General features: G+C 72.2%; 21 protein-coding genes and 1 pseudogene. 14 read left to right on the top strand and 8 right to left on the bottom strand.

Features of this window, described 5'->3' with window-relative positions:
- Positions 1-44 precede the first annotated feature (44 nt).
- From BGM09_RS35550 to BGM09_RS35565, 4 genes and pseudogenes are all read right to left on the bottom strand, one after another.
- On the bottom strand, positions 45-1,505 hold the full coding sequence (locus BGM09_RS35550; protein WP_188285873.1) for an extracellular solute-binding protein: 1,461 nt from the start codon (positions 1,503-1,505) through the stop codon (positions 45-47).
- Positions 1,502-4,219, bottom strand: a complete 2,718-nt coding sequence (locus tag BGM09_RS35555; RefSeq protein ID WP_188285874.1) for a substrate-binding domain-containing protein — start codon at positions 4,217-4,219, stop codon at positions 1,502-1,504. Before BGM09_RS35555 ends, BGM09_RS35550 begins: the two co-directional genes overlap by 4 nt.
- Before the next feature lie 5 nt (positions 4,220-4,224).
- Positions 4,225-4,635 (bottom strand): hypothetical protein, encoded by a 411-nt coding sequence (locus BGM09_RS35560; RefSeq protein WP_188285875.1) that lies wholly within the window; start codon positions 4,633-4,635, stop codon positions 4,225-4,227.
- Between the two features lie 141 nt (positions 4,636-4,776).
- Positions 4,777-5,961, bottom strand: a pseudogene (locus BGM09_RS35565) (MFS transporter); the annotation flags it as partial.
- A gap of 242 nt (positions 5,962-6,203) precedes the next feature.
- Between BGM09_RS35565 and BGM09_RS35570 the strand changes: the two are divergent.
- The 4 genes from BGM09_RS35570 to BGM09_RS35585 all read left to right on the top strand — a co-directional run bounded on the left by BGM09_RS35570 (position 6,204) and on the right by BGM09_RS35585 (position 9,178).
- A complete protein-coding gene (locus BGM09_RS35570) occupies positions 6,204-6,647 on the top strand; it encodes a MarR family winged helix-turn-helix transcriptional regulator (protein WP_188285877.1) in 444 nt (147 codons plus the stop codon).
- A 641-nt stretch (positions 6,648-7,288) separates the two neighbouring features.
- Positions 7,289-7,903, top strand: a complete 615-nt coding sequence (locus tag BGM09_RS35575) for an SPW repeat protein (RefSeq protein ID WP_188285878.1) — start codon at positions 7,289-7,291, stop codon at positions 7,901-7,903.
- Positions 7,904-8,076: 173 nt separating this feature from the next.
- Positions 8,077-8,718 (top strand): GNAT family N-acetyltransferase, encoded by a 642-nt coding sequence (locus BGM09_RS35580; protein ID WP_188285879.1) that lies wholly within the window; start codon positions 8,077-8,079, stop codon positions 8,716-8,718.
- 85 nt (positions 8,719-8,803) lie between these two features.
- Positions 8,804-9,178, top strand: coding sequence for a hypothetical protein (locus tag BGM09_RS35585; RefSeq protein ID WP_188285880.1), 375 nt, complete (start codon positions 8,804-8,806; stop codon positions 9,176-9,178).
- Here the strand turns inward: BGM09_RS35585 and BGM09_RS35590 are convergent.
- Complete coding sequence (locus BGM09_RS35590) at positions 9,150-10,811, bottom strand: MFS transporter (protein ID WP_188285906.1); 1,662 nt, start codon at positions 10,809-10,811, stop codon at positions 9,150-9,152. The genes BGM09_RS35585 and BGM09_RS35590 overlap by 29 nt on opposite strands.
- A gap of 118 nt (positions 10,812-10,929) precedes the next feature.
- The gene (locus BGM09_RS35595) at positions 10,930-11,382 is read right to left on the bottom strand and encodes a MarR family winged helix-turn-helix transcriptional regulator (RefSeq protein ID WP_188285881.1); all 453 of its coding nucleotides are present in this window, start codon (positions 11,380-11,382) and stop codon (positions 10,930-10,932) included.
- Positions 11,383-11,430: 48 nt separating this feature from the next.
- On the opposite strand from BGM09_RS35595, the gene BGM09_RS35600 reads away from it, so the two are divergent.
- Complete coding sequence (locus BGM09_RS35600; RefSeq protein WP_188285882.1) at positions 11,431-12,186, top strand: dienelactone hydrolase family protein; 756 nt, start codon at positions 11,431-11,433, stop codon at positions 12,184-12,186.
- A gap of 2 nt (positions 12,187-12,188) precedes the next feature.
- Entirely contained in the window at positions 12,189-12,455 is a 267-nt protein-coding gene (locus BGM09_RS35605; protein WP_188285883.1) for a DUF6295 family protein, read from the top strand.
- A 28-nt stretch (positions 12,456-12,483) separates the two neighbouring features.
- Here BGM09_RS35605 and BGM09_RS35610 read toward each other — a convergent pair whose 3' ends face one another.
- Positions 12,484-15,330, bottom strand: coding sequence for an AfsR/SARP family transcriptional regulator (locus BGM09_RS35610; protein WP_188285884.1), 2,847 nt, complete (start codon positions 15,328-15,330; stop codon positions 12,484-12,486).
- A gap of 873 nt (positions 15,331-16,203) precedes the next feature.
- Here BGM09_RS35610 and BGM09_RS35615 point away from each other — a divergent pair.
- The 5 genes from BGM09_RS35615 (at position 16,204) to BGM09_RS35635 (ending at position 20,096) form a co-directional block, all read left to right on the top strand.
- Positions 16,204-16,698, top strand: a complete 495-nt coding sequence (locus BGM09_RS35615; protein ID WP_188285885.1) for a GtrA family protein — start codon at positions 16,204-16,206, stop codon at positions 16,696-16,698.
- 91 nt (positions 16,699-16,789) lie between these two features.
- The gene (locus tag BGM09_RS35620; RefSeq protein ID WP_188285886.1) at positions 16,790-17,299 is read left to right on the top strand and encodes a SigE family RNA polymerase sigma factor; all 510 of its coding nucleotides are present in this window, start codon (positions 16,790-16,792) and stop codon (positions 17,297-17,299) included.
- A gap of 142 nt (positions 17,300-17,441) precedes the next feature.
- Complete coding sequence (locus BGM09_RS35625; protein WP_188285887.1) at positions 17,442-18,281, top strand: hypothetical protein; 840 nt, start codon at positions 17,442-17,444, stop codon at positions 18,279-18,281.
- 227 nt (positions 18,282-18,508) lie between these two features.
- Positions 18,509-18,790 carry a Sec-independent protein translocase subunit TatA gene (tatA, locus tag BGM09_RS35630; protein WP_188285888.1) on the top strand — a complete coding sequence of 94 codons (282 nt, stop codon included), beginning with the start codon at positions 18,509-18,511 and terminating at the stop codon, positions 18,788-18,790.
- 199 nt (positions 18,791-18,989) lie between these two features.
- Positions 18,990-20,096 (top strand): PucR family transcriptional regulator, encoded by a 1,107-nt coding sequence (locus BGM09_RS35635; RefSeq protein ID WP_188285889.1) that lies wholly within the window; start codon positions 18,990-18,992, stop codon positions 20,094-20,096.
- Between the two features lie 130 nt (positions 20,097-20,226).
- Here BGM09_RS35635 and BGM09_RS35640 read toward each other — a convergent pair whose 3' ends face one another.
- The gene (locus tag BGM09_RS35640; protein ID WP_188285890.1) at positions 20,227-20,829 is read right to left on the bottom strand and encodes a MarR family winged helix-turn-helix transcriptional regulator; all 603 of its coding nucleotides are present in this window, start codon (positions 20,827-20,829) and stop codon (positions 20,227-20,229) included.
- A gap of 99 nt (positions 20,830-20,928) precedes the next feature.
- Between BGM09_RS35640 and BGM09_RS35645 the strand changes: the two genes are divergently transcribed.
- From BGM09_RS35645 to BGM09_RS35655, 3 genes are all read left to right on the top strand, one after another.
- The gene (locus BGM09_RS35645) at positions 20,929-21,474 is read left to right on the top strand and encodes a YceI family protein (RefSeq protein WP_188285891.1); all 546 of its coding nucleotides are present in this window, start codon (positions 20,929-20,931) and stop codon (positions 21,472-21,474) included.
- 221 nt (positions 21,475-21,695) lie between these two features.
- Positions 21,696-22,418, top strand: coding sequence for a hypothetical protein (locus tag BGM09_RS35650; protein WP_188285892.1), 723 nt, complete (start codon positions 21,696-21,698; stop codon positions 22,416-22,418).
- Between the two features lie 151 nt (positions 22,419-22,569).
- Positions 22,570-24,693: a flotillin family protein gene (locus tag BGM09_RS35655; protein WP_188285893.1), complete on the top strand. Its 2,124-nt coding sequence runs from the start codon at positions 22,570-22,572 to the stop codon at positions 24,691-24,693.
- Positions 24,694-24,701: the final 8 nt, after the last annotated feature.

Consider the following 24,701-nt stretch of genomic DNA (forward strand, 5'->3'; position numbering starts at 1 on the left):
TGCCTCACCGGCCCGGCAGGCGCGTCAAGACGATCGCGAGCGCCCTACTTGCCCTTCAGGATCTTCGCCAGCGACCGGTCGAGGGAGCCGGCGAGCGGCCCCGAGTCGAAGGAAGAACTGCCGTTGCTGAACGGGCCGGTGTCGGTGATCCAGTTGTGCAACTGCGTCTGGAGGAGCTGGGTGAGAGCACCGTAGTACGGAGTGCGGGGGCGCTGCACCGCCTGGGTCAGCGCGGTCAGCAGCGTGGAAGAGGCGTACTCGGGGCGGCCGTCGGCGTCGCGCGGCATGTCGTGCGACTCCGACGACGCCGAGGCCCCCGGACTCGGAGAGCCGCCGGAGCCCGCGGAGCCCCCGGACCCCCCGGGCCCCTTCGTGCCCGGCGCGAGCGTGCACCGCACCTTCGCGTCCTTGTACGCCGACTCCCGCGTCGCCGCGAATCCGGCGTCCAGCAGGCACCGCTCCGACTGCGCGTTCGTCAGGTACTTGATCAGGTCCAGCGCGTACTTCGCGCGCGGCGACCCCGCCGCCACGGCCAGATTCTGCCCGCCGAGCACGGCCTTCCCCGGCAGCCGCGCCACCTGCATCTGCGACGGGCCGAACGTCCGCGACAGCGCGCCGTACGCGTACGGCCAGTGCCGCAGGAAGACGGTGTGCCCGGCCGCGAAGTCGCCGAGCGATGTCGACTCGTCGGAGCTGAGCGCCTCGGGCAGCGTCTCGTCATGGCCCACGCGGGACTTCAACTCACTCAAAGCGGCCCGCAGTTTCTCCGGGTCGGCCGTGTAGTGACCTTCGGCGTCCGTGAGTTGGACCCCTACCGAGGCGAACGCCTCGATCGCGTTGACCGTCAGCCCCTCGTACGCGCCGAGTTGGCTCGTCCACCCCGCCATGTAGCCCTTGGGCTGGTGGTCCTTGTCGGCGTCGACATCGCTGATGAGCGTCTGGAGCTCCTGCCAGGTGGTGTCGGCCTTCGGGAAGCTCGCCGGATCGATGCCGATGGCTCTGATGGTGTCGACGCGGTAATAGAGCAGCCCCACATCGCTGTTGAAGGGCGCCGCATAGGTGTGGCCGTCCCACTGTGCGGTGCCCGCGACGGACGGGATGACGTCCCCGTCGTCGAGATTCATCTGGTGGTCGAGCGGGCTGATCAGCCCGGCCTGGGCGAACTCCGGCACCCAGGTGACGTCCAGATTCACCACGTCGTACGCGGAACTGCCGGACTGGAGCGCGCCGAGCAACTGGCTGCGCTGCTGGTCGGCCTCCCCGGGCAGTTCGACCAGCCGCGCCGGGTGCCGCTTGCCCTCCGGCGTCCCGTTCCACTGCTCGATGAGCTGCTGGCGCACCCCGTCGCTGCCGGTCACGTCAAGACCGCTGGCCACGATGATCTCGCCGTCGCCGGTCGTCGTGGGCTGTGCGGCACGGCCCCCGCCGCCCCCGCCGGTGCACGCGGCGGCGGCGAGCGCGAGCAGGCACAGGGCGGCGGCGGTCGCCGCGCGACGGCGCCTCACCGGGCGTTCCCCGTTCCCGCGCGGGCGACGTCGTCGCGCAGCTCCGAGACCTGGCTGCTCGACGCGTTCAGACAGCGCCCGCCGCTGGTCTTGGCGATCTGCGCGCCGACCGACCCGGCCGCGCAGCCGCCGCCCGGCGCCAGCGACACCCACTCCACCGGTACGGGACGGGCGGCGATCCGCGCCAGCAGATCGGGCAGATCCCGGCCACTGAAGTGCCCGTCGTCCTCGTCGTCCGTGATGTAGACAATCAACTGCGCGCCGCTCGTGGCCTTCTGGCGCTCAGTCATCTCGGTGAGCGCGGCGTCCAGCGCGGGTCCCGGGTAGGACTCCTCGTCCACCAGTTTCGTCGCCTTGACCTTGCCGCGGATACCGGCGAGGTCGGAATGCCTGCCCAGCGGCACCAGTTGCCGCGTCGGCGGCGTGCCGACCACCGTCCACACGCCGTACTCGTCGTCCGGCCCGAAGGTGTCGAGCGACTGCGACAGCAGGTCGAGGGCGCCCGCGGAATTGCTCCAGTAGGTGTCCATCGAGCTGGACTTGTCCAGCAGGTACAGCACCCGGCCGGGGCCGAGCGCGTGCCGGTAGCGGTCCAGCGCACTGCCCACGGCGGCGGCGTACTTCGCCAGCCACTGGGCGTCGGGAGGGTCCGTGGCGGGCATGACCGTACCGCCGGGAAAGGCGGCCCCGGAGTCCGTGTCCGTCGCCGTGCCGCTCGCGGAACCACTGGCGGTGCCGGTCGGGCCCCCGACCGTCCGGTAGCCGTCGTCGGTGAAGACCTTCTGCCCGGCCGCGCCGGTCAGCCACGTGTGGAACCGGCCGACGGCGTCCTTCCTGGCCGTCGCGTCGCGGTCCGCGCCCTTCCATGTGACGTGCACGAACGGCAGGTCGAGCGGCGCGACATCGGCCGGATACTGCGGCGCGCGGAGGTGGAGCCTGTTGTTGTCGCAGCCCACCCGCGTCTTGGCGCCCGCGTGGTTGTTGAACTGCGTCATCACCTGCTCGGGCACCAACACCGCCGCGTTGTCCTTCAGTTCGGGGTCCGCTCCGGCCAGCGCGCACATCAGCGCGTACGAGTCGGGCTGCGCGGGGCGCAGTTGGGCCGCCTGCCGCTCGAACTGCCCCACCACCGCGTCGTTCACGGGCGCGGCGCCGTTCTGCCCGTACACCCCGACCGTCGCGAGCTGCGCCGAGTCCGTGGACTCGGGATCGGCGCGGAGCACCGGCACCGCCTTGGGGTTGTTGCGCCTGAGCTGGTCGAGGAGCTGACCGAGCGGGGTGCCCCTGACCGAGGCCGGGGTACTGGCCAGGGTCGTCGGGATGGCCAGTACGACCGGGGTGTACGCGACCGGGCCGAGCGAGCCGAACTCCACGTCGTCGCCTTTGCCGACAAGGGACTTGGCGCGGGCCAGGGTGACCTCGGACCCCGGTATCCAGATGTCCGGCTGCGCGCCGATGTCGCGCTGCGGGCGCAGTTCACCGGTCGAGCGCGGCGTACGCCAGTCGGCCGCGTGCTGGAAACCGGTCACCGCGTCGGTGGACTTGGGGTCGACCAGGCTGATCCCGGAGCGGCGGCAGCCGCTCCCCGTGTGGTTGTCGCCCGAGGTCAGATACGCGGCCACGGCCTTCTTCACGGTCGGGGCCGCGTCCGGGTCGGTGAGCAGCCGCAGTTCGACCGGCGGCGGGCAGGCCGTGCTCCCGCCGACCCACGTGTAGACGCCGTAGCCGCCTCCGGCGAGGAGCACCGCGAAGGCGGTGAGCAGCGGGATCAGGACCCTGAGATTGCGGTCCTTGCGGGGGCCGCCGTTACCCGAACTCTCGTTACGGGGACGGCCTTTGCGCCGCTCGCGCTCTCTGTGGCGTCCGCGCTCTCGGCGGCGTCCCCACCCGGCCGCCCGGCCCGCGGCGTTCTGCCGGTCCATCTCCTCCAGCAGCCGCGGCGAGAGCCCGAGCAGCACGTCCTGCCGGGACTCGGCGGCGTGGTGACGCGGCACCCACGGGTCCTTGCTTTCCGTGAACTTGTGCCGCATCGCCTCGTACACCGCGCCCGACAGGGGGATCAGCTCGATCCGCGCGGCCTGTTCCGGCCCGACGTCCTCATCGGTCCTCGGCAGCCCGTCGCGCAGCAGCCTGATGAGCGCTTTGGTGTACGGCGTCGGCTCGTGCCCGTTGCCCCCTTGTATCCGGCGGTTGATCTGGACGGCGGTCAGCACCGAGATACGGTCCCTGCCGGGAAGCAGGTCGCCCGGCTTGAATTCGAGCAGCGCGTTGCCCGCGTAGCAGCAGTCCAGGATCACCACGATCCGGTCGACCAGGCGGCGTTCGGCGATGTCCCTGAGCTTGGGCAGCACATGGCTGCTCCAGGAGACCGCCTCCGCGTAGCCGTCGCGGCCGGTCCTGCGGGACTCGCGGACCAGCAGGTGGAAGTTTTCGCCGTTCCGGTCCACTCCGCCGTGCCCGGCGAAGTAGAGCAGGAACAGGCCCTTGGCGGCCTTGGCCTCGGTCTCCAGGCGCGAGAGGAATTCGAGCTGGGTCCTGGGCACCGCCTGCTGGACCTCGTCGGCCCCGAACACCCCTCCGGCCACCAGGGTTTTGACCAACTCGCCGAGATTGTGCCGCACGCCCGGCAGGTCGTCCAAGTGGTCGTACCGGTACACCCCGAAGAGCAGTGCGCGATTGGCCTTGCCGCGTGGGTCGTAAGCATGCGAGGACACGATGGCTAGGTGTTCCTTCCGCCTTCGTCGTCCTCCGGCTCCTCGTCGGCGTCGTCCGCCTGGACGTCGGTCACCATGGGGTGATCGGCACTGCTGCTGTTGTCCGCCCACGCGTGGGCGGCGATCTTCGCGCGGTTGTACAGGTCCTCGAAGACCGGGGTGACGGCCGCGCCCGCGATCACCAGCACCAGTTCGCTGAGGACGCCGCCCATCGACGGGCCGTCCGGCCGCTCTTCCGCGTCGGGCCGCACGCCGTCGTACTCCCGTTGCTCCACCGTGAGTTCACGCGCCGCCTCGGCCTGCGCGAACCACTCCTCCAGCTTCAGCCAGCGGTACAGCGCTTCCAGATCCTGCGGGTCGTCGCCAGTGACCCGAATCCGGATCCTGCGGCCCGGTTCCCCGTCCCCATGAGTCATAACTCACTACTCTTGCACGGACGCTGACACTCCGTCACTGCCTTGCGCGCCCGCGTCGCCGCACGGCCGGTTTTCTCCCGCACATGGCCGGTGCGCCGCGCTGCCGCGGGGCCGGGCTTCGAGGGGCCGGGCTTCGAGGTGCTCGGCCTCGTGTGTCAGGACGGCCCGGGAGCCCGCGACCCCGCGCGCGCGGCCGAGCGCGGCCGATGTCAGGGCCAGCGCCAGCGCCGCCGCGGCGAGGGCCGCGCCGAGCCAGTTCGGGGCGGTGTAGCCGAGCCCGGCCGAGAGCAGGAGCCCGCCGAGCCACGCGGCCAGCGCGTTGCCGAGGTTGAAGGCGCCGATGTTGACGGCGGAGGCGAGCGTCGGGGCGCCGGACGCCTGGTCGAGAACCCGCTTCTGGAGCGGCGGCACGGTCGCGAAGCCGAGCGCGCCGATCAGGAAGATCGTCACGGCGGCGGCCACCTTGTTGTGCGCGGTGACGGTGAAGAGCGCGAGGACGAGCGAGAGCCCGCCGAGCGTGGCGTAGAGCATCGGCATGAGCCGCCGGTCGGCGTACCGGCCGCCGAGCAGGTTCCCGCCGACCATGCCGAGCCCGAAGAGCACCAGCAGCCAGGTGACGGAGGAGTCCGCGTAGCCGGTCACGTGCGTCATCATCGGCGCGAGATACGTGATCGCGGCGAAGACGCCGCCGAAGCCGAGCACGGTCATGGCCATGGCGAGCAGTACCTGGACGTTGCGGAAGGCGGCCAGCTCGTGTCCGAGGCGTACGCCCTCGGGCCGGGGGATCTCGGGGACGAGTTTCGCGATGCCCGCGAGGCCGAGGACGCCGAAACCGGCGACGACGAAGAAGGTGACGCGCCACCCGGCGGACTGCCCGACGAAGGTGCCCAGCGGTACGCCGACCACGTTGGCCACGGTCAGGCCGGTGAACATCATCGCGATGGCCCCGGCCTTCTTCTCCGCGGCGACCAGACCGGCCGCGACGACCGAGCCGATGCCGAAGAAGGCGCCGTGCGCGAGGGAGGCCACGATGCGGCCCGCCAGCATGAGGGCGAAGGTGGGCGCGACCGCGGAGACGAGGTTCCCGGCGATGAAGAGCCCCATCAGGAGCATCAGCATCCGCTTGCGGGAGGTCCTGGTGCCGAGCACGGTCATCAGCGGCGCGCCGACGACGACGCCGAGCGCGTAGCCGGTCACCAGGAAGCCCGCGGTCGGGATGGACACCCCGAAGTCCCCGGCGATGTCGGGCAGCAGCCCGATGATCACGAATTCGGTCGTGCCGATGCCGAAGGCCCCGAGGGCCAGGGCGAGCAGCGCGAGCGGCATGGGAAACACCTTCCGGAGGGAGAGGGGACGGAACCGGCGGTACGGGACGGGTACGGGACCGGCGCATGTTTAGCCAGCGCCCACAATAATTGCAGACGCGGGATAAGTGCAAACGCCGCCTATTGCGGAAGCGGGCTATCCTGAAGGTGCGGCCGACGACGACCGCTGGACCGACCGGTTCGATCCGGCCGGTCGGGATGGCCGTGGTGCGAGCCGCCGCGAGGCCGGTGGAGGAGCCGAGGATGACCGAGACCGTGGCGCTGGCCCAGGGCTGGTGCGCGCTGTCCCTGCTGCACGGCAGGATCGAGGCGCGCATCGAGCGCGCGCTCCAGGCCGGGCACGAGCTGAGCGTGCGCGAGTTCTCGCTGCTCGACGTGCTCAGCAAGCAGCACGACGGCCCCGGCGGCCACCTCCAGATGAAGAAGGTCGCCGACGCGGTCGTGCTCAGCCAGAGCGCCACGACCCGGCTGGTCAGCCGCCTGGAGGACCGCGGCCTGCTGGTCCGCTACCTCTGCGACACCGACCGCCGCGGCATCTACACCGACGTCACGGAAACCGGCCTCACCCTGCTCGCCGAGGCCCGGCCCGCCAACGACCGCGCCCTGCGCGAAGCCCTCGACGAGGCCGCCCGCGAGCCCGAACTCGCTCCGCTGGTCCGTACGGTGGAGGCGCTCGGCGCCCGCTGAGGCCCGACTGCCTTACGCGTAGGGCGAGGTGACGGTCCGTCAGTCGAGGCGGAGACGTCAGCCGAGGCCGGGTTGATGTGCGTCTTGACGGTGTTGGGACTGCGGAAGGGCGTCGAGGCGATCTCGGAGTTGGTCAGACCGCGGGCGGCAGGATCAGCCGCCTGCCGCGCAGCGGTTCGCCGCGGAGCTGCCGTCCGATCACGTGGACCGCGATTGCGACCGCGGCCGGCACTTCGAGCGCACCCATCGGGTTCCGCCTCCCGTCGGGGGTCGGCCGGTGCGCCGACCGGCCGGACGCTACGGAGCGCCCCGGCCGCGGTCGTCACCCCCCGGGGTGATCCGCCGGGGTGATCCGGCCCTGTCACCCCGCCCGCACCCCTGCCCTCGCCCCCCGGTCTCGCCCCGTCCTCACCCCCGCTCTCGCCCCGCCCCGCGAAATCGGCGAGGAAACGCCCTTGGGCGGTCGCCGCAAGGGTCCGACGGGGGGCGGCGGGGCGATATGAGGAGATATGTACGCCATCCGAGTGGCCTGAGTGGTATCAGGCGATTTACGCTGTGTGAGGATGCGGCAGCTTCGGGGCGGAGACCCGAAGGACATCCGGTGGTAGAAGCGACTGCACTCAGCAAAGGAGGTGGCTCGAATGGCCACCGAATCGACCAACCCGACGACGGGAATCGATACCCACCCGGACCTGATGGCCCTTCGGGGCCGGTACGAGGAAGCGGCGGCGAAGCCATGGGCCGGTCTGGTCGAAGGTCTGGCTCTGCTGGCCGGTCTTTACCTGGCGATCTCGCCGTGGGTGGCCGGATTCACCGGCTTCCGCGCTCTCACCGTGACCAACCTGATCCTCGGCATCGCCCTGGCCGTCCTGGCCCTGGGCTTCGGCTCCGTCCTGGAACGTACGCACGGACTGGGCTGGGCCGCCGTGGTGATCGGCGCGTTCACGATCGTCGCACCCTGGGTGGTGTCCGGTAGCCCCCACGTGCACAAGACCATCCTCAGCAACGTGATCACCGGAGCGGTGATCTGCCTGGTCGGACTCGCCACGATGGGCATGGGCATGCTCGGCCGTGGCCGGTCCAAGAGCCGCGGGCTCCCGGCCGGCGGCCGGACGGGCGCGGACCGCGCGATGAGCACGGACCGCGGCTTCAGCTCGGACCGCACGATGAGCACCGACCGCGATGTGCGTTCCGACCGCGGACTGGGCACCGAACGACGGGCCGACACCGACCGGAGGATCGACCCCGACCGCTGATCCGGTACTGAGTCCGGAGCACCGACTCCGGAACCCGGTGGTACGGACGACCGCGAGGCCGCCCGTACCACCGTCACGTACCATCCGCCCCACCTACCACTCCTGGGCGCCCTTGTGAAGGGCTCGGGGAACTGAGATGCCGTGCGCTGTCCGTATGAGTGACAATGCGCTGTATGAAGATCGGCACCGACGGTGAACTCCCCGCCCCCGAAAGGGATTTGGGCTCGGGCCAGGCCACCCCGGGCCAGGCCGTCTCAGGCCCGGCCGCCTCGGACCCGGCCCCCGACGTGATCGTGCGCCGTGCGACGGCCGCCGACGCGGACGCCCTCGTACGTCTCAGAGCCGTGATGCTCGACGCGATGGGCACGCGGGTCGGCGGGGACGACGCGCCGTGGCGGGCGCGGGCCCGCACCTGGTTCACCGAACGCCTCGCCGCCACCGGCGAATTCGCCGCCTTCGTCGTGGACGACCCGGAACTGGGCGTGGTCAGCAACGCGGTCGGCGCCTGCGACCGGCACGCGCCGGGCCCGGCCAACCTCAGCGGCCTGCACGGCCACATCTCCAACGTCTGCACCGACCCGCGCCGCCTGCGCCGCGGTTACGCGCGGGCCTGCATGGAGGCCGTGCTCGACTGGTTCGCCGACGAGACGCAGGCGCGGGTGATCAACCTCAACGCGACCTCCGACGGCGTCGGTCTCTACACCGGTCTCGGCTTCGCGAACCCGCCGCACCCCGCCCTCCAGGTCCGCCTCGACGGCACCGTCGCGCCAGTCCCTGTCATTCGTCAGGAGCGGACCGGGCCCGGCCTCTCCTAGCGTCAGGCGGTGACGGCGGCCGGCGGGACCCGGCCGCCGACACGACGGCCGGCGGGGGTCCGGCCGCGGACGGAGGGACATCACCATGCGCAGGATCACCCGGGGCGCCGCCGCGCTCGCCATCGCCACCGCCGCCGTGGCCGCGGTCGGCACCGGCTCGGCCCACGCCAGCGACAAGCCCGCGTACGGCTGTCCGGGCGGCGCGGTCTGCATCTACGCGCAGAACGCGGACTACACGGCCGGTCACCCGACCGACATCTTCTACAGCTACGGCGCCCACAATCTGAGCGGCCAGCTCGGCAACCACACCGTGCTCAACAACCAGTACGGCAGCGCCAACGCCACCGCCCAGCTCTGCTGGCAGTACAACGGCGGCGACTGCCGGATCACCCTGGAGCTGAACGACCACTGGTCGTACAACCTCACCCCGGTCAACTCGATCGTCTTGAACCGGCCCTGACCTGGGGCGGTTTGGCCTCGGCCGCCACCGCCCGCGTCGCGGGTCCGCCGCGCAGCAGCGACGCGGTGGCGGCCAGCAGGCCCATCCCGGCCGCCGTCGCGAAGACGATCACCAGCCCGTGGTGGAAGGGCGCCGAGATCAGATGCGGGAAGAACTCCTTCCCGGTCAGCACCGCCCTGTTGTGCGCGGGCAGCGTGTCCAGCACACCGGTCGGCCCGAGCAGCGTCTGCACCGGGTTGACCCCGAGGAAGGCCGAGAAGACCGTCGAGACCGGCGGCAGCGACGCCGCGTGCGCCGCCACGTCCGGCGGCACGCCCTGCGCCCGCAGCCCGCTGTCCAGCGCCGACGGCAGCCGGTCGGCCAGGCCCACGATCAGCAGCGAGAAGAACACGCCGATCGACAGCGACATCCCGGAGTTCTGGAACGTCGAGCGCATCCCGGACGCCGCGCCGCGGTCGGTGGCGGGCACGCTGCTCATGATCGCCGAGGTGTTCGGCGCGGAGAACATCCCGGAGCCGATCCCGTTGCACATGATCAGCAGCGCGAACGCCCAGTACGAGAACGTGATCGGCAGCAGGAGCAGGCCGACGAAGCTGAGCGAGAAGACCAGCAGACCGCCGGTGGTGAACGCCCTGACGCCGTACCGGTCGGACAGCCACCCGCACAGCGGCCCCGCGATCAGGAACCCGGCGGTCAGCGGCAGCAGGAAGATCCCGGCCCACAGCGGCGCGTCGTCGAAGTCGTAGCCGTGCAGCGGCAGCCAGATGCCCTGCAACCAGATGATCAGCATGAATTGCAGCCCGCCGCGGGCGACCGCCGCCAGCAGCGAGGCCGCGTTCCCGGCGGCGAAGGCGCGGCTGCGGAACAGCGCGAGCCGGAACATCGGCTGCGCCACACGCGTCTCGACGATCACGAAGACGATGAGCAGCACGACGCCGGAGATCAGCCCGGTCAGCACCTTCGGGCTCAGCCAGCCCATGGTGTGGCCGCCGTAGGGCTGGATGCCGTAGGTGATGGAGACCAGCAGCAGGCCGAGGCCGACGGCGAAGGTGAGATTGCCCCACCAGTCGATACGGGACTGCCTGCGGGCGGAGGTCTCGCGCAGCGAGCGGTAGGCCCACACGGTGCCGAGGATGCCGAACGGCAGATTGACCCAGAACACCGCCCGCCAGTCCCACGCCGACAGCAGTCCGCCCAGCACCAGGCCGACGAACTGGCCGGACAGCGCCGAGATCTGGTTGATGCCCAGCGCCATGCCGCGCTGCTCGGCGGGGAAGGCGTCGGTGATGATCGCGGCGGAGTTCGCCATCAGCATGGAGCCGCCCACCGCCTGGACGATCCGCCAGCAGATCAGCCACATCGCGCCCGCGCCGCCGTGCGCGGGGTCGAAGGAGAGCGCGACCGAGGCGAGGGTGAAGACGACGAAGCCGAGGTTGTAGATCCGCACCCGGCCGACGATGTCGCCGAGCCGCCCGAGGGTGACCACCAGGACCGCGGTGACCAGCAGATACCCCATGATCATCCACAGCAGATAGCTGATGTTCCCGGCCGCGAACGGGTCCAGGTGGATACCGCGGAAGATCGCGGGCATCGAGATGATCACGATCGAGGAGTCCACGGTCGCCATGAACATCCCGAGGCTGGTGTTCGACAGCGCGATCCACTTGTAGCGGTCGGGGCGGGGGGCCGCGGGCCCCGGAGCGGGCGGGGCGGCGCGGGAGGGTATGTCAGAGGGGTCGGGCTCCGCGGGGTCAGACACGGCGGGTGATCCTCTCCAGCAGGGGAATCGCGTCGGCCAGCAGCCGCTGCTCCTCGGGGGTCAGCTCCTCGTCGATCGCGCGGGCCAGGCGGCGGGCGCGCTCGGCGCGGGCGCCGTGCAGGCCGTCGAGACCGGCCTGGCTGAGGGAGACGACGATGCGGCGGCCGTCGGACGGGTCGGGGTCACGGACCACCAGGCCGCGCTCCTGGAGCGCGCCGACGATCGTGCACATCGACTGCGGCCTGATGCCCTCGCCCGCGGCCAGCTCCGTCGCGGTGGCCGGGCCCTCCCGGTCCAGCCGGACCATGGCCGAGATCTGCGAGAAGGTCAGCTCCCCGTCCGGCTTCACCTGCCGCAGCCGCCGCACCAGCGGGCTCAGTGCCGCGCGCAGGTCCACCGCGATCCGCCCGGCCGTGGTGCCGGCCGTGTCGCTGCTGGTCGTCATGATGATCAGTATAAACTTATCAGTCCAGGCTTATGGTATAGCTGGCGCATGACTGTTTCCCCCAGCGGTTCCCTGACCGCCACCACCGTCACGATCACCGGCCACGGCGGCGACGAGATCGAGGCGTACGTGGCCCGACCGGAGGGCGACCACCGCCGCGGCGGTGTCGTCGTCATCCACCACCTGCCCGGATACGACCGCCCGACCAAGGAGATGACGCGGCGGTTCGCCGAGATGGGCTACGACGCCGTCTGCCCCAACCTCTTCCACCGCGAGGCGCCCGGCGCGGCCCCCGACGACGCCGCCGCGGTCGGCCGCGCCAACGGCGGGGTCCCGGACGAGCGGCTGGTCGGCGACGTCGAGGGCGCGGTCGCGTACCTGCGCGCCCTGCCGACCTCCAACGGCAAGGCCGGCGTCATCGGCCACTGCTCGGGCGGCCGACAGGCCGTGCTCAGCGCCTGCCGCCTCGACGTGGACGCGGCCGTCGACTGCTACGGCGCCTTCGTCACCGGCACCGTCCCCGAGGGCTTCATCCTGCGGATCACCAACCTCGTCGACCAGCTCCCGAACCTCGGCGCCCCGCTGCTCGGCCTGTTCGGCGCCGCCGACAGCCACCCGAGCCCCGCCGAGGTGGCCGAACTGGAGCGCATCCTCACCGACCTCGGCAAGGAGTACGAGTTCCACAGCTACGAGGGCGCCGGGCACGGCTTCTTCGCCGTCGACCGCCCCAACTACAACGTGCCGGCGGTCCAGGACGGCTGGGAGCGGATCACTGACTTCTACGGCAAGCACCTGGAGGGCTGACCATGTGCACGTACTCCACCGTCAAGGCCGAGGTCGAGGGCAGCGCCAAGGGGCCGGGCAGCTCCTGGTTCCACGTCACCGACGTGACCGTCTACTTCGACCACCCCGTGCACGCGCTGGCCGAGCACACCCTGAACATCGACTTCGCCGCCCCCGCCAAGGGGCCGTCGGCCCGCGTCGCCCTGGAACTGACCGCGGATTCCGCGCGGGCGCTGATCACCGCGATCCAGGACGCGCTGGCGGCGGTGCCGCGCGAGATGGCCGTCTGACCCCGCCGTACGCCGCCGCACCCCGCTGTTACGCGACCCCGTCCTCGTTCTGCCGCACGCACGCCGACTCGCACGCGTCCAGCCGGGCCAGGCCCGCCAGTATCGTCCGCGCCTTCGCCTCCAGGCGGTAGGTGCGGGCGAGTTCCAGGGCCCGGTCCCAGTGCTTGCGGGCGGAGGCGGGGTCGCCGCGCTCGAAGTGCGTACGGGCCAGCACCTCCAGGGTGTCGGCCGCCGTACCGCGGTCCCCGAGCCGGTCCAGGATCGCGACCGTCTCCTCCAGCGCCGCGACCGCCTCGTCGTACCGGCCCACCGTGCGCAGCGCCTCGCCGAGGCTGGTGAGGCTGCGCGCCGTGCTGGTCAGCAGCCCGCGCTCGCGCCACATCCCCAACGCCCGCCGGTAGCAGGCGATCGCGGCGGCCGGGTCGCCCGCGCCCAGGTGCGCGTCACCGAGATTGCCCAGCACGGTCGCGACCCGGTCGGCGTCGCCCACCGCGTAGTGGAGGTCGAGCGACTGCCTGCCGTACTCCAGCGCGAGACCGTGGTCGCCCAGCGCGTGGTGCAGCCCCGAGAGGTTGTTGAGGATCGCCGCCTGCCCCTGGAGGTCGCCCGCCGCCTCGAAGTACCGCCGGGCGACGCCCAGATGCTCAAGGCACGGGTCCACCCGATCGGCCATGCCGTGCGCGACACCGAGCCTGCTGTGCATCCACGCCCGGCCCTGGACGTCCCCGGTCTCCTCCACGCAGGCCATCGCCTCCTGGAGGCACAGGTCCCACTCACCGGTCCACCAGTACGCCTGCGCGTAGCCGAACAGACCCGCCGCCAGCCGCCACGCCACGTCGGGCCAGCGGCGCGCCGCCGCCAGCCGTATCGCCTCCTTGACCGCGGGCAGCTCCTTGACGCACCACCGCAGCGCGGCCTCCTCGCTGTCGAACTCCAGCGGGGGCACGGCCGGTTGCTCGTGCAGCGGCGGTATCGGATGGCCCTCGGGCGCGAGCAGGGCCGCGGTCCCGGCGACCGTGACCGTGTACCAGACCAGCAGGCGGCGCAGGCCGTTCTCGCGGACCCGCGGCGGCACCTCCTCGGCGGCGCGGGTCGCCGCGTACTCGCCGAGCAGGTCGTGGAAGGAGTAGTGGCCGGCCCGCGGAGTCTGCAACAGGTGCGTGTCGACCAGGGCTTCGAGCAGGTCCTCGGCGGGGGCGGGGTCGCGGCCGATCAGCGCGGCGGCCGGGGTGAGGTCCAGCGGGTGGCCCGGCCACAGGCCCAACAGCCGGAAGGCGCGGGCCGCTTCGCGCTCGGCGGCCTGCGGGCTGTCGCGCATCGCGAGATAGCTCATCGCGAAGGTGTCCTGCACGGCCAGGCCGCCCGCGGACAGCGCGTGCAGCCGGTCGCCCGCGCCGTCCAGCCGCTCCGCCAGCGCGGTCAGCGGCCAGTTGGGGCGGGCCGCCAGCCGGGCGCCCGCTATCCGCAGCGCCAGCGGCAGTCCGCCGCAGGCCGCCAACACCCCGGCCGCCGCGGCCGGTTCGGCCGCCACCCGCTGCTGCCCGCACACCGCGACCAGCAGCCGGTGCTGCTCCTCCGCGCCCAGCGGCTCCAGCGGCAGCCGTACCGCGCCGGGCAGATCCGCCAGCGTCCTGCGGCTCGTCACGATCACCGCGCTGTCGCCGCGGCCCGGCAGCAGCGGCACCACCTGCGCCGCGTCGCCCGCGTTGTCCAGCACCAGCAGTACCCGGCGGCCGTGCAGGGCCTGGCGCAGCAGCGCCGACAGGTCGTCCGGGTCCTCGGGCAGCGGCAGCGCGCCGCCGGTGCCCGGCGCTCCGCCGTCGGCCAGATCGCCCAGGAACCGGGCCAGCAGGTCGCGCGGGCGCCGCGCGTCACCCGCGCCGAAGCCGCGCAGGTCGGCGTAGAGCACGCCGTCGGGGAAGTCGCCGCGCGCCCGGTGCGCCGCGTGCACCGCGAGCGCCGTCTTGCCTATGCCGCCCATGCCGGTGACGACCGCCACGCGCGGGGCGTCCGGGTCGCAGGGGCGTATCACCCCGAGCAGCGCGGCCAGTTCGTCCGTACGGCCGGTGAAGTCGCCCGTGTCGGCCGGGAGCTGGGCCGGGGGAGCGGACGGCTGGGCTTCCTGCGGGGCCGCTTCGTCCTGCGGGGCCGCCAGGATCTCGCGGTACGCGGCCTGCACCGAGGGGCCCGGCTCCACGCCCAACTCGTCGACCAGCGTGCGGCGCAGGTCGTGGAAGGCCGCAAGTGCCTCCGCCTGACGGTGTGTTCGGTGCAGGGCCAGCATCCACTGGCGGTGGAACGGCTCGCGCAGCGGATGCGCCGCCGTCAGCGCCGCCAGTTCCGCCGCCATTCCCTGGTGGCGGCCCAGCGCCAGCTCCGCGTCGAACCGCCACTCCAGGGTCTGGAGCCGCGCCTCCGCCAAATGCGCCGCGTACGCCCGCAGCGGGTCCGACAGCGCCGGTACGTCCGCCAGCGGGTCGCCCCGCCACAGCGCCAGCGCCGCCCGGCACTCGGCCAGCACCGCCGGCCAGTCCCCGTCCCGGTGCGCCGCCCGCGCCGCCGCGTGATGCCGTACGAACACCTCGGCGTCCAGCTCGCCGGCCGCCACGTCCAGTACGTAGCCCTGCGGGACCGCTCGCAGGCGCGAACCCGGGCGGTCGTCCTCGGCCAACAGCCGTCGCAGCCGCGCCACATGGTTGTGCAGCGACGCCGTCGCCGTCGGCGGGGGCTCCTCGCCCCACATCGCCGCCTTCAGGGCCTCCGGGCGCACCGCCCGGCCCGGACTGCTCAACAGCGCGGCCAGCAGTGCCCGCGCCTTCGCCGAGCCGACGCCGCCACCCTCCACGGTCACAGCTCCGAGCAGCTCGAACCGCATCCGTGGCCCTCTCTGGCCGTTCCCCCGAACGGCGCGTTAGCCCCATGTTAGCGGCCGGTTGGCGCCCCCCTCCATGCTTGACCTCCGGGTCCGGCCCGGCGGCGCGGGTGGGTTCATCCACCGCCGCAACGGGGGCGCGGCACGCCGCGGCCGGACCCGACCAATTCGCCGCTGCGCTCAGCCACGACGCTTCCCCCTCACGGGGCGCACCGTCTTTCGTCCGGGGGCCGCCCCGATCTTTTAGGGGCGCGGGGAACTGCGCGCTCAGCCAGCGCGGTGGCGCGGGCGAAGAACCGGCCCCAGTGGGGCAGTTGCGGTTGTTTCCGGGCTGGCAGCCCGGTGGGGGCTGGCCGCGCAGTTCCTCCCCCAACCTTCGGCCGGGAGGTGCCCCCAGCGCCTCTGACGGGGCGCGCCGTCTTTCGTCCGGGGGTCGGCCCGATCTTTTAGGGGCGCGGGGAACTGCGCGCTCAGCCGGCGCGGTGGCGCGGGCGAAAAACCGGCCCCAGTGGGGCAGTTGCGGTTGTTTCCGGGCTGGCAGCCCGGTGGGGGCGGGCCGCGCAGTTCCCCGCGCCCCTAAAAGATCGGCGCGCCGCACAGCGCGAGGGAGCCGCCCCGAGGGCGCGGGTCGGGAGAGATCGGCGTGCCGCCCTGGGCAATGGGGAGCCGCCCCGGGGGCGGGGGCCGGGAAAAGATCGGTGTGCCGCCCTGGGCAAAGGGGGTCGTCCGGGGGCGGGGCCGGGAGAGATCGGCGTGCCGCGCAGAGGGAGGGAGCCGCCCCGGGGGCGGGGCCGGGAAAAGATCGGCGTACCGCACAGCGCGAGCGTGTCAGTGGGGTGTGGGCGCCGTGTCAGTGGGCGGGGGGAGGGTGGGGGGATGAAGAAGACGGTGGGCGGGGAGAGAGCGGCAGCGAAGACGGCGGCGTTCGGGAAATTCGTGGTGTGCGGCGGAGGCGTCGGGCTGCTGTCGAGCGCGGTGCTGGTGGCGGCGGCGGGTCACGCCCCGTTCGCGTTGGTGAACGCGGTGGTCACCGTGGTGTCGACGCTGCTGGCGACGGAGCTGCACCACCGGATCACGTTCAGGTCCGCCGACGGCGGATGGGCGGGGTGGCGGGTGCACAGCAAGTCGGCGCTGACGCTGCTCGGGGCATACCTGTTCACGACGGCGGCCGTCCTGACGCTGGACCACGCGCACCCGCACCCCGGCGCCCTGCTGGCGCAGGCCGTGTATCTGGGGGCGTCCGCCCTGGCGGGCGTCGCCCGCTTCGCGACGTTGCGCCTGCTGGTCTTCCCCACCCGCAAGCCCACCCGCGAGTCGGCGCGCGAGGCCGCGAAGCCGCTCGACCGGGACGGTGTGGCGGCAGCCGCGTAACGGCGGCAGGACATCCCCAGGCGCCCCGTAACATTCCCCGTCCCCCACCGCGTCGAACAGGTGAAGGGTCGGACGGGGGAAGGGGCGCGGGATGCGGGAGGGGGAGACGGCGGCGTATCTGGAGTTCGCGGCGGTCCGCGCGAGCCACCTGTACCGGTCGGCCTGTCTGCTCGCCAGCGGCGACACGCACCTGGCGGAGGACCTGGTCCAGGAGACGCTGGGCCGGATGTTCGTCGTCTGGGGCCGGATGGCGAAGGTGGGGAATCCGGCCGCGTACGCCCAGACGGTTCTGGTCCGCGCCTTCCTGACCCACCAGCGGCGGCGCAGCAGCAGGGAACGCCCGAGCGCGGAGCTGCCGGACGGCCCCACGCGGCACGGCGACGACGCGACGCTCAGGATCACGCTGCTCGACGCGCTCGGCAGGCTCTCCCCGAAGGACCGGGCGGTCCTGGTGCTGCGGTACTGGGAGGACCGCAGCATCGAGGAGACCGCCGAGGCCCTGCGCTCCACACCGGGAGCGATAAGGACCCGCACAGTCCGCGCGCTCGCCCGGCTCAGGTCGGACCTCGGCGGCAGCCTCGCCGACCTCATCGCCCGCTGAGCCGCCTCTTCCCCGCCGAGTCCGCCGAAACGCACGCAAACGCACGGAAACGCACGACCGGCCGCACCCGCGGCCGTGCCCCGACACGTAGACCGCACGTAGACCGCATCCGTACACACCTAACTGAGACGGTGGTTCCGCCATGCCCATCGAACCGATCGAATTCGAGGACGAGTTGGGCGACGCGCTGCGCCGCACCGCCGACACGTTCCAGCCGGAGGACTCCCGCGGCCTGGTCGCGGAGGGCCACGCGTACGGCCGCAGGCTGCGCCGCCGCCGTACGGCCGCGATCACCGCGGGCGTCGCGGCCTTCGCCCTGATCGGCGTGGGCGGCGCGCTGGTCGGCGGCCTGGCCGGGGGCGATGGCAGCGGCCGGGTCGCGGCGGCCCCCACGAAGCCCGCGCCGACCTCGCACCCCGAGCAGTCCAGTTCCTCGGCGAAGCCGGCCAGGCCCGGGATGACCGCCAAGCAGGTCATGGACGTGTTCCTGTCGACGCTGCCCAAGGGCCACATCCAGAAGTCCACCTGGACGAACCGCGGTACCGAGGAGGGCATACCGCTGGCGACGGTCATCTTCGACAACGGTCTGGTGATAGCGGGCGTCGGCCGCGACGAGGCGGTGGCACCGTGCCCCGAGACCCCCGACCCGGACCCGAACGTCTCCTGCACGACAACGCGGGTGCACGGCGGCACGCTGACGATCTCCAAGGGCTACGAGTACCCGGACCACCGGGCCGAGACCAAGAACTGGTCCGCGACCTTCCTCACGGCCTCCGGCGCCTCGGTCAGCCTGAGCGAGTGGAACTCCCGGGACGAGAAGGACGCCCCGATCTCACGTCCGAATCCGCCGCTCAGCTCGGCCCAGCTCGCCAAGATCGCCACCGACCCCCGCTGGCAGCGGGTGATCGACGCGCTGCCCGACCCGAACGCGGTGGCCCCGGACACATCGAGCCCGAAGACAAGCGGCAAATTCGGCGTGTGACGCGGCCCCGTCCGGCCGCCTTCAGACGCGCCCTACGGCCTGCCCCCCGCCCCCTTCTCCTGGCCCGCCGCCGACCGGGCCGGGGGGAGGGGGGCTTCCCGTTCACGAGCTTTTTGCGCATGCTTTGAGTACCCGGGTGCCGTCGGCGACGGCTTTCGGGTGACAATGCGACAGTCGAAGCTGAAATATTCGGCACAGTTGGCCCCCAGAAAGAAGCGAGGATCTCCATGTTGCGAAACGGGCTGGAGCCGTGGCACCTGATCGTGGTGGCGATCGTCGTCATCGTGCTGTTCGGTTCCAAGAAGCTGCCGGAGGCGGCCCGCGGACTCGGTAAGTCGATGCGCATCCTCAAGTCCGAGGCGAAGGCGATGAAGAGCGACGACACGGGGCCCGCGAGCGCCGAGCCGACCGCCACCGCCACCCCGGCGCCCGAGGCCATCACCCCGAGCGACGTCGTGACCGCGAGCGAGACGACCCCGGCTCCGCAGCCGACGACCACGGCCAAGTAGCCGCCCCGCGCGCGGCGCTCACCGCCCCGCCCGCCGGGTATCGGGCCGAATCACCGCGAAGCGCCCGTCGGCCCCCCGCCGGACGCTGCTGAGACGCGCTCTGCCCCCGCCCCCCGTTTCCGGGATCCGGCAGCCTTGATACGTTCCTGATGTCCAGGAACCGGAAGGCCGGGTCCGATGGAGTGACGGGGGGCCAGTGGTGACCACGGGTACGGGCAGCACCGCGGAAGCCGTACCGCCGGAGTTTCTGACCGGTTTTCCCGAAACGCTCGCCGAGATCTCCCGCAGTTGCCGGGCGCTCAGCCGCGCCGAGCGCGAGAGCCGCCGCGCGCTGGGCGAACAGGCGGCGGACTCCGGCATAGCCCTGCCCTCGCTGATCGGCACCCACCTCACCGCCGTCCGCGAGACCTGGCCCGTACTGCCCGGCGTGGCGGACGCCAGGAGCACCGCCGAGCTGCGGCAGGTCGGCGCCGCCGTACTGGCCGCCCTGGAGACCGGCGTCGCCGCCCTCGCCGAGGGCCACAGCAGGGCGCAGCGGCACGCGGTACGCCGCGCGGCCCTCGCCCGCGGCGCCTTCGTCGACGACCTGCTGTACGGCCGCAGCGACCCCGGCCGGCTCGCGGAACAGGCGGAGCGCTTCGGACTGCGGCTCGCGGGCCAGCACATGGTGGCGGTCGCCGCGGCCCCCGAGGACGGGCCGTACGACGAGACGCACCCCGCGCTCAGCCGGGTCGAGCGCGAACTGGCGGGCCGCTTCGGCGACCACGACGCGCTGGTCGCGCCCAAGGACGGCCGGATGGTCTGCATCGTCCCCGGCACGCAGCGCCAGGTGCTCGACGCCTTCGTGAAGACCGTCGCCGCGCCCAGGACCGCCGTCGGCCGCTCGCACAGCGGCGCCTCCGGCGTGGTCCGCTCGTACGAGGAAGCGCTCAGCGCCCTGGACCTCGCCGACCGGCTCGGCCTGGAGGCGACCGTGCTCAACGCGGCCGACCTGCTGGTCTTCCCGGTGCTGATGCGCGACCGCGCGGCGATGCTCGACCTGGTCAAGACGGTGCTCGGCCCGCTGGAGGAAGCGCGCGGCGGCGCGCAGCCGCTGCTGGAGACGATCACCGCGTACGCCGCCGCCGGGTACGTGAACGCCGAGGCCGCCCGGCGGCTCGACCTGAGCGTGCGCGCGCTGTCGTACCGGCTGGAACGTATCGCCGCCGTGACCGGCTTCGACCCGGACGACGCCTTGCAGCGCTACACCCTGGAGACGGCGGCGATGGGCGCGAGGCTGCTGGACTGGCCGACCAAACCGCTGTGAGCGGCCTGCCGACGCGGCGCGTGCGCTGACGTGGACGGGCCCGCCGGCGCGAGGGCCGCGCTCACGTGCCTGGTGCGCCGACGTGGCGGGCGGGCCTGAGCGACCGGCGGGCTTACGCGACCGGGCGGGCTTACGCGACCGGCGGGCGCGGTGTCGCGCCGGCGGGTATCGCCGCGGTTCCGGCGGCGCGGGCGGTGGCGGCTTCCGCGGCTGCTTCCGCGGCTTCCGCCTCCTGCGTCGGGCAGCTCCGGTCCTCCTCCGAGCGGGCCTCCTCGCACTCCGTCTTGAGGCCGGCGCTGATCGCCCGGCCCGCGTCGCGCAGTGCGGCCAGCTGCTCGGGGGTCAGCACGTCGAAAAGGTGCTCGCGGACGGCGGTCACATGCCCGGGGGCCGCCGCCGCCAGCGCGGCGAACCCGGCGTCGGTGAGCGTCGCCACCCAGCCGCGCCGGTCGCAGTCGGCGGGGCTGCGGACGACCCAGCCCTGTTTCTCCAGCGCGGACACCGCGTGCGAGAGGCGGCTGCGCGAGGACTGCGAGGCTTCCGCGAGCTCGCTCATCCGCCGGCTGCGGCCGGGCGACTCCGAGAGCCGCACCAGAATCTCGTAGTAGGCCATGGGCATGCCGGACTCGCGGCGGAGCTGGCGGTCGATATACGCCGAGAACTCCACGCTCGCGGTCATATACGCACGCCAGATCTCCTGCTCGTCGTCGCTCAGCCAGCGCACATCGTCCATGCCCACCAGCATACGGGTGGTTGAACTCTCAACACCATGGCGTTATGGTGGGTGAGCGCTCAACCAAATAGCCCGGTTCGCCGCTCAAGGAGTCCCCAGATGTCCTCGCAGACCGCAGTGATCGACGGCTACGTCGCCGGCAAGTGGACCATCGACACCGTCCACTCCGATGTCTCCTTCTACGTCCGTCACCTGGGTGTCTCCAAGGTCCGCGGCAGCTTCGCCAGCTTCGAGGGCACCATCGAGACCGCCGAGAACCCGCTGGAGTCCAAGGTCTCCGTGACGATCGACGCCACCTCGGTGAGCACCAACAACGAGATGCGCGACAACCACGTCCGCAGCGCGGACTTCCTGGACATCGAGAAGTTCCCGGAGCTGACCTTCACCTCCACCGCGATCCGCCCCAAGACCTCCGAGCTGTTCGAGATCGACGGCGACCTGACGCTGCACGGCGTGACCAAGACCGTCACCCTCCAGCTCGAACTGAACGGCTTCGGCACCGCCCCCCAGGGCCACGCCATCGCGGGCTTCTCGGCCGCCACCGAGATCAGCCGCACCGAATTCGGCGTGACCGGCGGCGCCGCCGGCGCGGCCGTCAGCGACAAGATCCGCATCGCCCTGGAGATCGAGGCCGCCCAGGGCTGAGGCCCCTTCTCGCGCCCTGGCACGGCGTACTTCACGGCTCCGGCCGCCCTCCCGTACGGGTCACTCCGCGCGGACGGCGGCCGGAGCCGTTTCGGTTGCGGCCGGTTCAGGACGTGTAGAAGCGGTGAAGACTGCCGGGAACCGGCAATGCGACAAAGGTCCTTGGACTGCGACAATCATCGCGGGGCGGGGGAGAGCCGCACAGGGGGGAGGTGTTGGGGATGGGGGAGTTCACCAGCATCGTTCTCGGCTTTCCGACCGTCCTGTTCGGCGGGGCCCTGGTGGTCGTGGTCTGCTTCTGGCTCGTTGTGCTCCTCGGGGGGGCCGATGCCGACGGACCCGGACACCACGGCCCCGACGCCGACTTCGGCGGCGGCGGACACGACGGCGGCCTCGACGCGCACGCGCACGACGCCCCGGACGCCGACGGCGGCCACGAGGGCCACGGCGGACTCGGCGGCCTGCTGGCCGCCACGGGACTGGACGGCGTGCCCGTCACCGTCGTCTTCTCGCTGCTCACCGCGCTCGCCTGGTTCCTGAGCCTGGCCGGCTCCGCGGCGCTCGACGGCGCCGACCTGCCGGGCCTGGTGCGTACGCTGCTGTCCTTCGCCGTCCTGTGCGGCGCCGTGATCGGCTCCTGGTCACTGACCTGGGTGCTGGTCCGCCCGCTGCGACGGCTCTTCCCGCACGAACGCCCGCCCTCACGCCAGGACTTCGTCGGGCAGCCCTGCGTGATCCGCACCGGACGCGTCACCGGCGCCTTCGGCCAGGCCGAGGTCACCTCGCCGGACGGCTCCACCGCGGTGGTCCAGGTCCGGCAGAGCGGCGAGGACGGTTACGCGGCGGGCAGCACCGCGCTGATCTACGCGTACGAGCCCGACGGCGAGTTCTTCTGGGTCGCGCCGTTCGACCCTTACGAACGCATCGGCCCCGCGACGGCCTGAGCGGTTCAACGCCTGAACGCTCCTTCCTCGCCACACCCATGTCGGCCGAACCGTATCGGTCGCTCTGCCTCGCCGCGCGACGGCACCGCTTCGCCGCCGCGGCACACAACGTCCCCGCACCACCCAGACCCGTAGAACCTGAGGATCTGCCATGGATGCCACCGCTATCGGAATCGGCGTGCTCTTCGGAGTGCTCCTGCTCATCGCCATCGGAACGCTGTTCACCGTGAGCCGGCTGTTCCGAAAAGTCGCCCAGGGCCAGGCGTTGATCATCTCCAAGGCGAAGCACGTGGACGTCACCTTCACCGGCGCCGTCGTGCTGCCCGTCCTGCACAAGTCCGAGCAGATGGACATCTCGGTGAAGACCATCGAGATCCAGCGCACCGGCCGCGAGGGCCTGATCTGCCAGGACAACATCCGCGCCGACATCCACCTGACCTTCTTCGTCCGCGTCAACAAGACGAAGGAGGACGTGATCAAGGTCGCGCAGGCGATCGGCACCGAACGGGCCAGCCACCAGGGGACGTTGCAGACGCTGTTCAACGCGAAGTTCTCCGAGGCGCTGAAGACCGTCGGCAAGCAGCTCGACTTCGTCGACCTCTACACCCACCGCGAGAACTTCCGCGACCGGATCATCCAGGTCATCGGCACCGACCTCAACGGTTACCACCTGGAAGACTGCGCGATCGACTTCCTTGAGCAGACCCCGATGACGCAGCTCGACCCGGCCAACATCCTGGACGCGCAGGGCATCCGGAAGATCACCGAGCTGACGGCGATCGAGCACGTGCGCACCAACGAGTTCCAGCGCACCGAGCAGAAGGAGATCACCCGGCAGAACGTCGACGCGCGCGAGACCATCCTGGAGCTCGAACGCCGTCAGGCCGAGGCCGAGATCAAGCAGCGCCGCGAGGTCGAGACGCTGCGCGCCAAGGAAGAGGCGGCCACCGCTCGCGTGCAGGAGGAGGAACGCCTGGGCGCGCAGGGCGCGTTCATCCGCACCGAGGAAGTGCTGGGCGTCCAGCGCGAGAACCAGCAGCGCGAGATAGCGGTCGCGCAGAAGAACCGCGAGCGGGTCATCGCCGTGGAGAACGAGCGGATCGAGAAGGACCGCGTCCTCGAAGTCATCGCGCGCGAGCGGGAGACGGAGCTGTCCCGGATCTCCAAGGAGAAGGAGGTCGAGTCCGAGCGCCGCGAGGTCGCCGACGTCATCCGGGAGCGGATCGCGGTCGACCGCACGGTGGCCGAGCAGGAGGAGTCGATCAAGGCGCTGCGGCTGGTGCAGGAGGCCGAGCGGGAGCGGCAGGCGCTGATCATCACCGCGGAGGCGCAGGCGCAGGAGCAGCTCGTCAAGGACATCAAGGCCGCCGAGGCGTCCGAGCAGGCCGCGCACCACAAGGCGCGCGAGTCGCTGACCATGGCCGAGGCCCGTAAGCAGGCCGCCGAGCTGGACGCCGCTTCCAAGATCCGGCTGGCCGAGGGCATCCGGGCGGAGGCCGCGGCGGCCGGGCTCGCCGAGGTCGAGGTGCGCGAGCGCAGCGCGGAGGCGATCACCAAGGTCGGTCACGCCGAGGCCGAGGCCACCGAGGCGCGGCTCAAGGCGGAGGCGGAGGGCTCGCGGCTGCTGGCGCTCGCCACCGCCGAGGGCACGACCGCGCAGGCGAAGGCCGACGCGGCGATGATCGGCGAGAAGCTGAAGGCGGAGGCCGAGGGTCTGACGGAGAAGGCCGCCGCGATGGCGGCGCTCGACGACGCCTCGCGCGGCCACGAGGAGTACCGGCTGCGGCTCGCCGCGGAGAAGGACATCCGCATGGCAGGGCTCGACACGCAGCGCTCGATCGCCGAGGCGCAGGCGTCGGTGCTGGCCACCGGCCTGGAGCACGCCGACATCCAGATCGTCGGCGGCGACAGCGTCTTCTTCGACAAGCTGCTCGGCGCGGTCTCGGCCGGGCGCAGCGTCGACAACTTCGTGGCGAACTCCGACACCGTCAAGACGCTCGCGGGCACCTGGCTCGACGGTTCGGGCAACAGCTTCACCGAGGACGCCACGCGCGTGCTGTCCTCGCTCGGGTCCGGTGACGTCGCCAACCTCACCGTCTCCGCGGTGCTCGGCCGCCTGATCGCCGAGGGCGGTCCCCAGACGGGTTCGCTGAACAAACTCCTCGACCAGGCGCGGTCGTTGGGCCTCGCCGACGCGCCGCTGAGCGCTCTGCGCGGTGCCGCGCCCGACGCCCAGCCCGCGGCCTCCTCGGCCAACGGCCTCGTCAAGAAGTGAGGGGGCCG

The sequence above is a fragment of the Streptomyces sp. CBMA29 genome (assembly GCF_014596445.1).
In the GTDB taxonomy this organism is placed as follows: Bacteria; Actinomycetota; Actinomycetes; order Streptomycetales; family Streptomycetaceae; genus Actinacidiphila.